This is a genomic window from Marinobacter zhanjiangensis, from assembly GCF_014651935.1.
GTDB lineage: Bacteria > Pseudomonadota > Gammaproteobacteria > Pseudomonadales > Oleiphilaceae > Marinobacter > Marinobacter zhanjiangensis.
In genome coordinates this window covers 602,404-616,505 of sequence record NZ_BMXV01000001.1, presented here as the reverse complement: position 1 = coordinate 616,505, position 14,102 = coordinate 602,404, and the positions used below count along the sequence as shown (strand labels likewise).

Sequence of the window (14,102 nt, the reverse complement as noted above, 5' to 3'; positions counted from 1 at the left end):
GGGATTCCGGAAAAGTGACCATCAGCGGATGTGACCGAGGATACCGTCAAGCTCGTCCAGGGAAGTGTACTCGATTACCAGTTTGCCCTTGCCTCGCTGGCCATGGTCGATGGACACCCGGGCACCCAGGCGTTCCGCCAGGTCATCCTGGAGGGCACGGATGTTGGGATCGACTTCGCCTTTGGTTTTTTTCCGTTGTGGGTTTTCGCTCTGGACCCGGCGCACCAGGGCTTCGGTCTGGCGCACCGAAAGCGATTTGGCCACCACCTGGCGGGCCACCTGCAGCTGCAGTTCCGGCGGCAGGGACAGCATGGCCCGGCCATGCCCCATTTCCAGATCGCCATGCTCCAGCATGATGCGTACGTCTTCCGACAGGCCGATCAGGCGTAGCAGGTTGGTAATGGTGGTGCGGGACTTGCCCACAGATTCCGCCACCTCGGCCTGGGTCAGGCCAAACTCGTCCTGCAAACGCTGTAGCGCGAAGGCCTCCTCGATAGGGTTGAGATTCTCACGCTGGATATTCTCGATCAGCGCCATGGCAATGGCGGCTTCGTCCGGCACGTCGCGGACGATGGCGGGCAGGCCGTCCAGCTCCGCCATCTGGGCGGCACGCCAGCGGCGCTCGCCGGCGATCAGTTCGTAACGACCTTCATGGATCGGCCGTACCACCACCGGCTGCATCACCCCCTGCTGCCGGATCGAATCCGCCAGTTCCTGCAGAGCCGCCGGGTCCATGTCGCGGCGTGGCTGGTAGCGGCCACGCTGGATCAGGTCGATGGGGATCACCCGCAGTTCGCCATCATGGCTGTGGGGCTCCTCATCCAGGTTTACCCGGGAGTTCGCCAGCAGGGCTCCCAGGCCCCGTTCACCCAATCCTCGTTTCTTTGCCGCCATGGTCGTTGTCATTTATCCACAATAAAGAATTCGTCGGTTGTCCGGCGGTTATGTTACACCGTCGCCACGCTACCACAAACGGATCAGACTGCCACGCTGCCGGTGGTCTTCTGGCTGCTGTGGCGGCGGACCATTTCCCCGGCCAGGGCCAGGTAGGCTACCGCGCCCTTGGAGGCGCGATCGTATTTCAGCGCCGGCAGGCCATAGCTGGGCGCCTCCGCCAGGCGCACATTGCGGGGAATCACCGCCTTGTAGACCTTGTCACCGAAGTATTGCGACAGCTGCCCGGACACATCCAGGGTCAGGCTGTTGCGGGGGTCGTACATGGTGCGCAGTATGCCCTCGACCTGCAGGTTGGCGTTCACCGTTTCCTGGATCTGCTCGATGGTGTTCATCAGTGCCGCCAGACCTTCCAGTGCGTAGTACTCGCACTGCATGGGAATCAGCACGGCGTCGGCTGCCGACAGGGCGTTCACGGTCAGCAGGTTGAGGGACGGCGGGCAGTCGATCAGAATATAATCATAGTTCTCGCGAATGGCATTGAGGCACAGCCGCAGGCGGTGTTCGCGGCCGATTTCGTTCATCAGCTCCACTTCCGCCGCAGTCAGGTCGCCGTTCGCCGGCAGCAGGTCAAAACCCGAGTTTTCCACCGATACGATGACCTCATCGGCCCGGGCCCGTTTCGTGAGCACATCATACCCGGACAAGGCGACCCCGTTCTTGTCGACACCGCTGCCCATGGTGGCGTTGCCCTGTGGGTCCATATCCACCAGCAGTACCCGCCGCTTGGTCGCAGAGAGCGATGCCGCCAGATTGACGCAGGTGGTGGTCTTGCCCACTCCACCTTTCTGGTTGGTCACGGCAATGACGCGAGCCATGGCTAGCCTCCTGTAATGGAATCCTGTCGCGGAGAAACCCGGTTGATGATCAGCAGATGCCGCTCACCGTCGCAGCCGGGGTAGTCGAGCCGGTGGCGGGCACCGACCTGCCAGTCTGACGGCAGCTCAGACACTTCATCATCCGGGAACTGACCTTTCATGGCAAGGAACTGACCCTCATCCGCCAGCAGGCTGCCACACCAGGCCACCAGGTTCGTCAGGGCAGTGAAGGCGCGGCTGGTAATCTGCGTGAAGGGCTGGTCCGGCTGGCAGTCCTCGGCGCGGCCGTGGATAACCTCGACATTGTCCAGCCGAAGCTCCAGCACGCACTGGGTCAGGAACCGGGTCTTCTTGCTGTTGCTGTCCAGCAGGGTGAAGGCGATATCCGGCCGGGCAATGGCCAGGGGAATGCCCGGCAGGCCACCACCGGCGCCCACGTCCAGCACCCGGTCGGCAGTCAGATAAGGCAACAGGGTGAGGCTGTCCAGCAACTGCCTTGGCACCATCTGCCGGGGCTCACGCACCGCAGTCAGGTTGTAGGCCCGGTTCCATTTGTTCAGCAGTACCAGAAAGGCCAGCAGTTTTTCCTGCTGGCCAGCATCCAGCCCGGCACCCATCGCTGTCAGACCGTCGGATAACTGCCGCTGCCAGAGTGATTCGCTCATGGCCGGCTCCGTCAGGCGGATTGCTTGCGCAGCAGGTCCCGCTTTTTCAGATGCACCAGCAACTGGGACACCGCCGCCGGGGTCACGCCCTGGATGCGGGAGGCCTGGGCGATGGTTTCCGGCCGCACCTCCTTGAGCTTCTGGCGGATCTCGTTGGACAGGCCACCCACGGCGTCATAGTCGAAGTCATCCGGCAGGCGGGTTTCCTCGTTGCGGCGAAGACGGTCGATCTCATCCGCCTGGCGGGAGATATAGCCCTCGTACTTGATCTCGATCTCCACCTGCTGTTCAACGGCATCGGCACCGGCCCGGTCGCCGCCGATCTCGGCAATTTCGGCGTAGGAGATTTCCGGCCGCCGCAGCAGTTCGGCCAAGGTGTTGTCCCGGGCCATGGGCTGCTTGAGATAGCCATCGGCAATGGCGGACTGGTCGGTCTTCGGATGGATCCGGGTGGTTTCCAGCCGCTGCCGCTCGGTGACAATGGCCTCCCGCTTGTCGTTGAAACGGCGCCAGCGTTCATCATCCACTAGCCCCAGGTGATGGCCTGCTTCGGTGAGGCGCAGGTCGGCGTTGTCCTCCCGCAGGATCAGCCGGTATTCAGCGCGGCTGGTGAACATGCGGTAGGGCTCGGAAGTGCCCATGGTGATCAGGTCGTCCACCAGCACACCGATATAGGCCTCGTCCCGGCGCGGGTACCAGGGTTCCTTGTCCTGGGCCTGCAGGGACGCGTTCAGCCCGGCCAGCAGGCCTTGGGCGCCGGCTTCCTCGTAGCCGGTGGTGCCGTTGATCTGGCCGGCAAAATAGAGCCCGCCGATAAACTTGGTTTCCAGGGTATGACGGAGATCCTGCGGGTTCAGGTAATCATACTCGATGGCATAGCCCGGCCGGGTGATGTGAGCGTTCTCGAACCCCGGAATGGACCGCACCGCAGCGATCTGAATATCGAACGGCAGGCTGGTGGAGATGCCGTTGGGGTAGAGCTCATGGGTATTCAGCCCTTCCGGCTCCACGAAGATCTGGTGGGAATCCTTGTCGGCAAAGCGATTCACCTTGTCCTCGATGGAAGGGCAGTAGCGTGGACCAATGCCCTCGATGTCACCGGCAAACATGGGTGAACGATCGAAACCACTGCGAATGATATCGTGGGTCTCGGCGGTGGTACGGGTAACGTAACAGCACACCTGCTGCGGATGCTCATCCCGGGAGCCCATGAACGACATCACCGGCGTGGGATCGTCGCCCCATTGCTGGTCCATCACCGAAAAGTCCACCGAACGGGCATCGATACGCGGCGGCGTACCGGTCTTCAACCGGCCGACATTGAACGGCAGTTCCCGTAACCGTTTTGCCAGCGCGTTGGCAGGCGCGTCGCCGGCACGGCCACCGGCGTGATTCTGCATGCCGATGTGGATAACGCCGCCGAGGAAGGTACCGGTGGTCAGCACCACGGTTTTCGCGTTGAAACGGATACCGGTATTGGTGACCACACCGGTCACCCGGTCGTTGTCCACAATCAGGTCATCCGCCGCCTGCTGGAACAGCATCAGGTTGGGCTGGTTCTCCAGGATCTCGCGAATGGCCTCCTTGTACAGCACCCGATCCGCCTGGGCGCGGGTGGCACGCACCGCCGGGCCCTTACGGCTGTTGAGCACACGGAACTGGATGCCGGCGTGATCGGTGGCCTTGGCCATGGCGCCGCCGAGGGCATCGATTTCCTTGACCAGATGACTCTTGCCGATGCCGCCAATGGCCGGATTGCAGGACATCTGGCCCAGGGTCTCGATGTTGTGGGTCAGCAGCAGGGTCTGCGAGCCCATACGGGCCGCTGCCAGTGCGGCCTCGGTACCGGCATGGCCACCACCAATGACAATCACGTCGAAACGCGTCGGATAATCCACGGAATCACCTCAGGACAGGAAAATAAAATAGCGGGGCAGTATACCTGCTAGAGCGGGTGCTTTGCAGTGCCAGTGAGTAAATTTTAACCAGATATCGGGAGCTTGAGGTGATGGCGCTGACAGCTCTGACGGAAAAATACCAGATTATCCCGGGATTTCATGGGGTTGATCGGAATACTTCAGATGATTTTTAAAGAAAGTTATCCACAGAAAAAGCGCAACTCACAGGCATCAAAAAAATACTTATCTATTTGTTTTAATTAACACTTTCTAAAAATACCCAAAACTCTTTCGCAAATTATCCCAGACCTTATCCACAGAAGACGGGAGAAAACGGGACGCCGTCCACCTCCGGGCAGGCGAGGCCCCTGAAACCCCGGGCAGAAACACAGGACTGACCAGTCCGGGGGCCGTTCAGGGCCCTGCAACAGTGCGAGCCTGGCCGCGGCCGGCGTCTGCCTCTGCCCGGACTTCCCGCTCCAGTTCCCGCTCCACGGTGTTGGCGGACCTGGCAAAGCGGGCCAGCAGGTTGTAAAGCACCGGAATCAGGAACAGGGTCAGGGTGGTGGCGAACACCAGCCCGCCAAGGATCACTACACCGATGGCCGCGCGACTCTCGGCGCCTGCTCCGGTGGCAACCACCAGCGGCACAGCCCCGAATACCGTGGAAATGGTGGTCATCAGCACCGGACGAAAACGCAGCACGGCCCCTTCCAGAATGGCATCACGGACACTGTAACCCTGGTCCCGCAACTGATTGGCAAACTCCACGATGAGGATGCCGTTTTTCGCCATCAGCCCCAACAGCATGACAATGCCGATCTGACTGTAGATATTCAGGCTGATGCCCGACCACAACAGCGCCACCAAGGCACCCGTCACCGCCAGGGGTACGGTGAGCATGATGATCAGTGGATGGATCCAGCTTTCAAACTGGGCCGCGAGCACCAGGAACACAATGACAAAGGCCAGCCCGAAGGTGATGTAAATGGCATTGGTGGATTCCTGGAACTCCTGGCTCATGCCCTGGTAGCTGATGCGGGCTTCCGGCGGCAGAGTGTCCGCCGCCAGGTTGTTCAGGTAACTCAGGGCCGCGCCCAGGTCATATCCGTCCGCCAGTGAGGCACTCATAACCACCGCCGGCAACCGGTCGATTCGCCGCAGATCGGGATTGGCGCCAATCTCCTCCAGGCTGACCAGAGCCGCCAGGGGAATCAGCTCGCCCCCCTGCCGCGGACGCAGGAATATCCGGCTCAGATCCGAGGGCGTGGCACGGTCCTGGTCCCGGGCCTGCACAATAACGTCGTATTCCTGCCCGCGATCCAGGTAGGTGGTTACCTGCCGTGAGGCCAACATGGTCTGCAGCGTCAGGCCGACATCCTCCACGGTAATATCCAGGTCCGCCGCCCGCTCACGGTCAATGGAGACCAGCAGTTCCGGGCGGGTCAGCTCGAAATCCGTATCCACGTTCAGCAGATTCGGGTTCTCCTTTGCCTTCTCCACCAGCTCTTCACTCCACTGCTGGACCGTTTCATAGTCCGACCCCGCGATGACAAACTCCACCGGCTGACTGAAGCTGCTCTGACCCAGGCCCGCCGGATTCACCGCGATAACCCGTACGCCGGACATATCGGAGAGCTTGTCGCGGATTTCACTGGTGATCTGCTGCTGTTTGACGTCCCGCTGATCCCATTCTTTCAGACCCAGAATCATGAAGGCGTTATCTTCTTCACCCCGGAAACCGACAATGGACAGCATCCGGTTGGCGATACCTTCATCGAGATAGGGCAACAGAACCTCTTCGGCCTGTTGCACATAGTGGTCGGTGTATTCCACGGTCGCGCCCCGGGGCGCACTGGTGGGCATGATGATAACGCCACGGTCTTCCTGGGGCGCCAGTTCCTGGGGCAGACTGGGAAAAATCACCACGGCAATCACCAGTCCGGCGATGCCCAGGCCAATCAGCAGCCCCGGCTGTCGCAGGGAGAAATCCAGCGCACGACCATAGCCGCTGGTGAGACCGTTGAGCACCTTCTCACTCGCCGCCCACAAGCGATGGCCCTCCTCGGTTTCCGGACTGTGTTTCAGCCATTTGGAACACAGCATGGGCGCCAGAGTCAGGGCCACGAAGCTGGAGAACACCACCGCCGCCGCCAGGGTAAAGCCGAACTCGGCAAACAGCCGGCCGATATTACCGCCCATGAAGGAGATGGGTACGAACACTGCCACCAGCGTCAGGGTCGTGGCAATAATCGCAAAGGCCACCTGCCGCGCACCCCGGTAGGCGGCCAGCAACGGCGGTTCACCATTGTCGATGCGGCGCTGGATGTTCTCCATCATCACGATGGCATCGTCCACCACCAGACCAATGGCCAGGATAATCGCCAGCAGAGTCAGCACGTTGATGGAAAAGCCCAGCAGACCCAGACCGATAAAGGCCCCGATAACCGCCACCGGAATGGTCACCGCCGGAATCAGCGTCGCTCGCCAGGAACGCAGGAACAGGAAAATCACCAGGATCACCAGTGACACCGCAATCGCCAGGGTGATGATCACCTCACGAATGGAGGCCCGGATGAAGATGGACTCGTCGTAACTCTCGGCAATGGTGACTTCCGGCGGCAGGGTCTTGCGGATTTCTGCCAGCTCCGCCTGCACAGCGTCGGACACCGCCACGGTATTAGCCTTGGACTGACGAATCACCCCCATACCGATGGCGGTTTCACCGTTGGCCCGCAGGCGGCTGACATCCGATTCCACGCCCATCTGTACATCGGCCACCTCGCCCAGACGCAGCAGGTCGTTGCCATCCCGGCGCACCACCAGGTTGCGGAACTGTTCCACATTGCTCAGCCGCCCTTCGGCCCGCACGGTGAAGTTGCGGGTAGAGGAATCCACGGAACCGGCCGGCAGTTCCACATTATTGGACCGCAGCGCCTGCTCCACTTCCGCCACAGTGATGTTGCGGGCCGCCAGACGATCCCGGTCCAGCCAGACGCGGATGGCGTAGCGGCGTTCGCCTCCAATGCGCACATCGGCGACGCCATCCAGAACAGACAGCCGATCCACCAGCACCCGGTCGGCAAAGTCACTGAGCTCGGCGCTGTCCCAGACGTCACTTCGCAAGGTCACCCACATCATTGGCCGGGCGTCGGAATCCGCCTTCTGCACGACCGGGGCATTCGCCTCGTCCGGCAGCTGGTCCGCCACACGGGAAACCGCATCACGCACATCGTTGGCGGCGATATCCACATTGCGGGAGATATTGAATTCGATACTGGTGCGGGATTCGCCCTGCTCGGTGGACGATTCTATAGACCTTATGCCTTCAATACCGCTGATGGCACCTTCGATTACCTGGGTGATCTGGCTGTCCACCACTTCAGCCGCCGCCCCGGTGTAATTGGTGGCAATGGAAACCACCGGCGGGTCGATATCCGGGTACTCGCGAACCGGCAGGTCCATCAGGGCGGCAACACCGAAAACCACGATCAGCAGACTCAGGACCGTAGCGAATACCGGTCGCTTGATGGAAATGTCCGACAGCACCATGGTCAGGACTCCGGGGACTGCGCGAACCGGTTGTCCGGAACCGCGCCTTCCCCATTCTTGACCTCCACCCGGTCACCGCTGCTGAGACGATCCTGCCCCGTCACAATGACCTGATCGGATTCAGCAATCCCACTGACCACTTCCACCAGTCCCGGCATGCGTGTACCCAGATCAACCGACACGCGCCTGGCAACACCATCCTCAGCGATGAACACATACTTGTTGTCGCCACGAAGCAGCACTGCCTGCTCCGGAATCACCAGGGCCTGCCGTTCCCTCAGGGTGAGACTGGCAGACATGAACTGCCCCGGGCGCAGACGCCCCTGCGAGTTGTTGATCAGTGCCCGCACCGGCAACGAGCGGCTCAGCTCGCTGACTCGTGTGCCCAGTTCCACCAGTTCGCCTTCGAAAACGTCGTCGCGGTAGGCCGGCGAGGAACCGCGAACCATCTGCCCCAGGGAAACCTGGCCCAGGAAACGCTCGGGTACCGAGAAGTTCAGCTCCATACGCTCAGTGGCATCCAGTGAGGTCAGGATGGTGCCAGGGGTGACATAGGCTCCCACGCTGATATCGGAGAGCCCGATAACCCCGGAAAACGGTGCCACAATGCGGTGATTCTCCAGCCGTATTCTGGCCGCCTGACGCTGGGCAACAGCCACATCCACGGCAGTGCGCAGTTCATCCACCTGGGCCTGGGAAATGCTATTATTGGTACGCAGGCGGCTCGCCCGTTGCAGCTGACGGCGGGCATCAGCCAGCTGAGATTCGATGACCTGCAGGTCGGCCGCGGCCTGACGGTCGTCCAGGCGGACCAGCAGATCACCCTGTTGCACACGCTCACCAGCGTTCAGGCGCACATCCACCACCCGGCCGCTGAGCTCTGTGGTCAGCTCTACCGCTTCCAGTGCCTGCAGGCTGCCTACGGCAGTGACCTCGTCGCGCACCGTATCAACCCGTGGTTTTACGGTATCCACACGGCTGGCAGACGCCTGCTGGTCCTGCTCCTGTGCTGGGGTGATATCCAGGTGACGCCAGAACATGGCACCACCGACGGCGATAGCCACCAGAAGGACTGCCGTAAGCCATTGTTTCCACATAGGAACTGTTACCTGTTTTCGCTGAGGTGCTGGTTTTACCGGTCGTTGCTGCGCCGGATCACCAGGACCACTTCACCAACGCCTATGCCCCATTTGCTCATGGCAGTCTCGTTGATCAGGGTATCCGGCGTGACCAGGTACATCCAGTCATCCATGCGCACATTAATGGTGCCATCACCGTAGGGCACCTCCAGCACATAGTTCATGTGGATGGCGTTGCCACGCCACTCCATGAAGCCCGGTTCGACCACGTCACCGGCTTCGGCCCGATAGCCGTCTTGCTCTGGTGTCAGGGTCCAGACCCGGGTGTCCACCTCGCCGTCGTCGAATCGGAACACCTCATCCAGGGTGCCGGTGCCATCGTCACTCCAGCTGGCTTCGATGTCGGCCTCGAAGGCTCTTATGACCTCTCCCGACAGGTTCTTGACCACACCATGGGCGGTAAGCGAACCCTGAAAGAACTGGTCCGGTACCAGAACCGGTGTCCGGGACTGGTAATCATCGAGGGAAGGACCCGCACAGCCAGCCAGTAGCAATACCGACAAAAATACCCAGATACGGTTCCTGAGACCAGCAACAACCATCGCTATAGCAGGGGTTTGCATAACCTTTACACTCCTGTCCGGTGGGGACAGAAACATACGCCGGCTGACCGGACCCGGTTCTGTTTTCGATATCGGCCTTGAATTCCGGCAACCCCGGCCATAGTCTACTGACGCTGCGTTGAAAAATTACTAACGCACTATTTTCAAAGAGAAATTCCTGAAACCTTTTTGAGTTGATTAATCGAGTCCCACTGGAAGGAGGTTCGAATATGACTACTCGATCTGAAGATTTTTATCCCAGTCGCCTTGAACGCCCGACCCCATCCTTTGAGCGCCTGGATCCGGTTGTTCACAGCACCGGTTCCGACCGGTCCGAAGGCCCGCTGAGTGAGACCGAGCTGGCCCGTTACGAGCGGGATGGTTTCCTGGGTTTCCCCAATTTTCTGGACCAGGACACGGTGGCCCGCTTTCGTCAGGACCTGCGGGACTATGAAAATGACAGCGACATTCTCAGGGCAGAGGGCACCATTACCGAGCCTGGCAAGCCGGAGATCCGGTCAGTTTTTGGTGTGCACGAGTTATCCGAGCGTTTTGATCGGCTAACCCGGGACCCCAGAATTCTGGCCATGGTGCATCAGCTGTTGGGCAGCGATGCCTACATCCACCAGTCACGTATCAACTTCAAGCCCGGCTTCCACGGCAAGGGGTTCGACTGGCATTCGGATTTCGAAACCTGGCACGCCGAGGATGGCATGCCCCGCATGCGGGCGGTCAGCTTTTCCATTGCCCTGACCGACAACACCCCGTTCAACGGGCCGCTGATGCTGATCCCCGGTTCCCACAAACGGTTTGTGCCCTGCGTTGGTCGCACTCCGGAAGACAATTACCAGTCCTCCCTGAAGAAACAGGAACTGGGCGTTCCCAACGATCAGGACCTGGCACAACTGGCAGATCAGGGCGGCATCCAGGCGCCCACCGGCCCGGCCGGATCGCTGATCATCTTCGAGTGCAATACGCTCCACGCCTCCAACGCCAATATGTCGCCCTGGCCAAGGAGCAACTTGTTCTTCGTGTTCAACAGTGTGGAAAACCAGCTGGTGGAGCCATACTGCGGTAACAAGCCACGGCCCGGTTTTCTGGGCAACCGTACCAACACGGAAGCTCTGCAGCCGATAGGCCGTGACGACGACCTGAGGCGGACGGGTTGAGTCTGCCGCAGAGGCAAGTCCTGCAACGCAACAGGGGAAGCCCGCAGGCCTCCCCTTTTTTGTGGTTCCGCCCTCTGTTCAGTCGAGCTTTGACATGGGCTCGGGACGTCACCGGAGCGGAAACAGGAGCGGTGAGTTGGATGTTCCTGAGCGGCGCGATGGCCTTTGCGTTGAGGTTGCTTTAAATGATAGTCAGTACTTACTTACCAATGCAGAAGCTGCTAAAAATCTTGCCCAGCAGGTCGTCGGAGGTCATCACCCCGGTAATCTCACCAAGGGCGTCCTGTGCGGCCCTGAGATCCTCGGCCAGCAATTCCCCGGCGCCATAGCCCTGAAGCTGGTCCTGGCCCTGGTGCAAGGATGACAGCGCCCGCTGCAGGGCATCCAGGTGACGGCGACGGGCGAGGAAACCGCCTTCGGTGGTGGTGGCAAAGCCCATGCACTGCTTGAGGTGATCCCGCAGTATTTCCAGGCCATCGGCGGACTTGGCCGCCAGGCGAATCACCGGCGCGGCCTGACCGGGTTCGGCGGTGATGCCGACCGGTTCATCGGACAGGTCCACCTTGTTGCGGATCACCGTGACCGGCGCCTGTTCCGGCAACTGGTCGATAAAGTCCGGCCAGATAGTATGGGCTTCCACTTCGGCGGTGGTTGTGGCGTCCACCATCAGCAGGATACGGTCGGCGTGGCGGATCTCATCCCAGGCCCGGGCAATGCCGATCTGTTCCACTTCGTCAGGGCTGTCCCGAAGGCCGGCGGTATCGATGATGTGCAGGGGCATGCCGTCAATGTGGATATGTTCCCGCAGCACGTCCCGGGTAGTGCCTTCAACCGCAGTGACAATGGCGGCTTCCCGGCCAGCCAGGGCATTGAGCAGGCTGGACTTGCCGGCATTGGGCCGGCCGGCGATGACCACCTTCATGCCGTCCCGCAGCAGACTGCCCTGATGCGCTTCGACGATAATCCGATCCAGATCGGCAACGATCCTGCGCAGGTCCTCGGCCACCTTGCCATCAGCCAGGAAATCGATCTCCTCTTCCGGAAAGTCGATGGCGGCTTCCACGTAGATCCTCAGTTGGGTGACCGCTTCCACCAGTTCATTGATACGGCGGGAAAACACCCCCTGCAGCGAATGCACGGCAGAACGGGCAGCCTGCTCGGAGCTGCTCTCGATAAGGTCAGCTATCGCTTCCGCCTGGGTCAGATCCAGTTTGTCGTTCAGAAATGCTCGTTCGGAAAACTCTCCCGGCCGGGCCAGGCGGGCACCCAGCTGGCAGACCCGGCGCAGCAGCATATCCAGGATCACCGTGCCGCCATGGCCCTGAAGTTCCAGCACATCCTCACCGGTAAAGGAGTGAGGGTTGGGAAAGAACAGCCCGATGCCTTCATCAATCAGATCGCCATTCCCATCCAGAAAGGCACCGTAGTGGGCATGTCGCGGTCTGGGTTCGAAACCCAGCATGGAGCGGGCGATATCTCTGGCGATGGGGCCGGACACCCGCACGATACCAACGCCCGCCTGGCCGGGGGCCGTCGCTATGGCAGCGATGGAATCAGTGACTGGTTGCATGGGAACCTCCGCAGCACCCCTGGCTGCTACTTGAAAACAAAACGGGGCTCCCGAAGGAGCCCCGCATGACCTGAGACAGACAGGTTGGCTGTTACGACTTTCGGGCAGCCATTTCTTTTTCGATCTTGCTGGTAATGTACCACTGCTGCGCAATGGACAGAACGTTGTTGGTCAGCCAGTACAGCACCAGACCCGCCGGGAACCACAGGAAGAACACGGTGAAGACGATGGGCATCATCTTCATGATCTTGGCCTGCATGGGATCCGGTGGAGTCGGGTTCAGGTGCATCTGCAGCATCATGCTGGCGCCCATCAGGATCGGCAGAATGAAGTAGGGGTCCATCTGGGACAGATCCTGAATCCACAGCATGAAAGGCGCGTGGCGCAATTGCACACTTTCGAACAATACCCAGTACAGGGCGATGAAAACCGGCATCTGTACCAGGATGGGCAGACACCCGCCCAATGGATTGATCTTCTCCTTCTTGTACAGCGCCATCATTTCCTGGGACATGCGCTGACGGTCGTCGCCGTACAGCTCCTTGAGCCGGGTTAGTTGCGGCGCTACAGCACGCATCCGCGCCATGGAACGATAGCTGGTCGCTGACAGTTTGAAGAATACCGCCTTGACGACCACAGTCAGCAGGATGATGGAAACGCCCCAGTTACCCACCAGGCTGTGAATCCAGTCCATGAACAGGAACAGTGGCAGGGAAAGGAAGAACAGGAACCCGAAGTCGACGGTGCGGTCGAGGTTGGGAGCAATGTTTTCCAACCGATCGATGACTTTCGGGCCCACATAAACGCGGGCGCCCGTGCTGGCAGTTTCACCCGGTTCGACCACAGTGGCGGGGCTGACAAAGCCCATCACGTTGAGGTTGCCACGGGTGGTTGTCTGGAACTGATGAGTCTGGTCCCGGGGTGGAATCCACGCGGAAATGAAATAGTGCTGCAGGAACGCCAGCCAGCCGTTGGTCACCGGCTGGTTGATGCGGTCGTCTTCCAGGTCTGAGAAGTCAAACTTGTCGTAGGGATCCTCCGGAGTACTGATGACCAGGCCCAGAAACGCGCGCATGCCCATGCTGTTCTGGGCAGTGGGATCGGGCGCTTCGTCACGAATGATCTTGCCGGTGAAGTTACCCTGCCAGGCGTTGTCGGACTGATTGTCGATCAGATAACTGACATCGATTTCATAGCTGTTGCGCTCGAGAGTATACCGCTTGATGACTGAGACGCCCTGGCCGGTCTCATAGCGGAGGTCGACCTGTATCGAATCCTGACCTTCGGACAATTCAACCTGCGGATCAGACACCTCATAGACCGGTGGTTCATTATTCTTGCGGCTATCAAAACCGTCGCGGCCGATCATCCCGCTTTCCAGGAAATAGGTGCGCCGGTCGGTGGTTTGCAGCAGACGCAGGGGTTCGTCACCGTCCAGTTTACGGTCGTAGTCCAGTAGTGAAGCTTCCACCAGATTACCACCGACACGGTCGATTTTGAGCTCCAGCACATCGGTGCGAACGGTGACCAGCCGGTCGGAGGTGGACACGTCTGCGCTGCTCTGACGATCGTCATCCCCGGGCGCGGAAAAGTCGCCGGCAGTATCCGACGCCTGTTGATCACCAGAATCGGGGAGACTCAGTTCATCATCTGCCACGGCTTCCGGGTCAGCAGATTGCTCCTGAACGGTCGGGGTTACCACAGGCTGGTTATAGTCCTCGTTCCAGGCCAGGACCATCAGGTAACTGACTATGGCAAGACCGGCAAATAATACGATGCGCTGAATGTCCATAAA

General features: G+C 60.3%; 10 protein-coding genes. 1 reads left to right on the top strand and 9 read right to left on the bottom strand.

Annotation, left to right across the window (positions count from 1 at the left end; all coding sequences use genetic code 11):
• Positions 1–21: 21 nt before the first annotated feature.
• From IE079_RS02840 to IE079_RS02810, 7 genes are all read right to left on the bottom strand, one after another.
• The gene (locus IE079_RS02840; protein ID WP_189572461.1) at positions 22–894 is read right to left on the bottom strand and encodes a ParB/RepB/Spo0J family partition protein; all 873 of its coding nucleotides are present in this window, start codon (positions 892–894) and stop codon (positions 22–24) included.
• Positions 895–977: 83 nt separating this feature from the next.
• On the bottom strand, positions 978–1,772 hold the full coding sequence (locus IE079_RS02835; RefSeq protein WP_189572458.1) for a ParA family protein: 795 nt from the start codon (positions 1,770–1,772) through the stop codon (positions 978–980).
• 2 nt (positions 1,773–1,774) lie between these two features.
• Positions 1,775–2,437: a 16S rRNA (guanine(527)-N(7))-methyltransferase RsmG gene (gene rsmG, locus IE079_RS02830; RefSeq protein WP_189572455.1), complete on the bottom strand. Its 663-nt coding sequence runs from the start codon at positions 2,435–2,437 to the stop codon at positions 1,775–1,777.
• A gap of 11 nt (positions 2,438–2,448) precedes the next feature.
• Positions 2,449–4,335, bottom strand: coding sequence for a tRNA uridine-5-carboxymethylaminomethyl(34) synthesis enzyme MnmG (gene mnmG, locus IE079_RS02825; protein WP_189572452.1), 1,887 nt, complete (start codon positions 4,333–4,335; stop codon positions 2,449–2,451).
• A gap of 414 nt (positions 4,336–4,749) precedes the next feature.
• On the bottom strand, positions 4,750–7,887 hold the full coding sequence (locus IE079_RS02820; RefSeq protein ID WP_189572449.1) for an efflux RND transporter permease subunit: 3,138 nt from the start codon (positions 7,885–7,887) through the stop codon (positions 4,750–4,752).
• A 2-nt stretch (positions 7,888–7,889) separates the two neighbouring features.
• Positions 7,890–8,984: an efflux RND transporter periplasmic adaptor subunit gene (locus IE079_RS02815; RefSeq protein ID WP_189572446.1), complete on the bottom strand. Its 1,095-nt coding sequence runs from the start codon at positions 8,982–8,984 to the stop codon at positions 7,890–7,892.
• 35 nt (positions 8,985–9,019) lie between these two features.
• A complete protein-coding gene (locus tag IE079_RS02810; protein WP_227712268.1) occupies positions 9,020–9,589 on the bottom strand; it encodes a DUF3833 domain-containing protein in 570 nt (189 codons plus the stop codon).
• Positions 9,590–9,798: 209 nt separating this feature from the next.
• Between IE079_RS02810 and thpD the strand changes: the two genes are divergently transcribed.
• Positions 9,799–10,737 (top strand): ectoine hydroxylase, encoded by a 939-nt coding sequence (thpD, locus tag IE079_RS02805; RefSeq protein ID WP_189572443.1) that lies wholly within the window; start codon positions 9,799–9,801, stop codon positions 10,735–10,737.
• A gap of 199 nt (positions 10,738–10,936) precedes the next feature.
• Here the strand turns inward: thpD and mnmE are convergent, their stop codons facing one another.
• The gene (gene mnmE / locus IE079_RS02800) at positions 10,937–12,307 is read right to left on the bottom strand and encodes a tRNA uridine-5-carboxymethylaminomethyl(34) synthesis GTPase MnmE (RefSeq protein WP_189572440.1); all 1,371 of its coding nucleotides are present in this window, start codon (positions 12,305–12,307) and stop codon (positions 10,937–10,939) included.
• Between the two features lie 91 nt (positions 12,308–12,398).
• Positions 12,399–14,099, bottom strand: coding sequence for a membrane protein insertase YidC (gene yidC, locus IE079_RS02795; protein WP_189572437.1), 1,701 nt, complete (start codon positions 14,097–14,099; stop codon positions 12,399–12,401).
• Positions 14,100–14,102 lie beyond the last annotated feature (3 nt).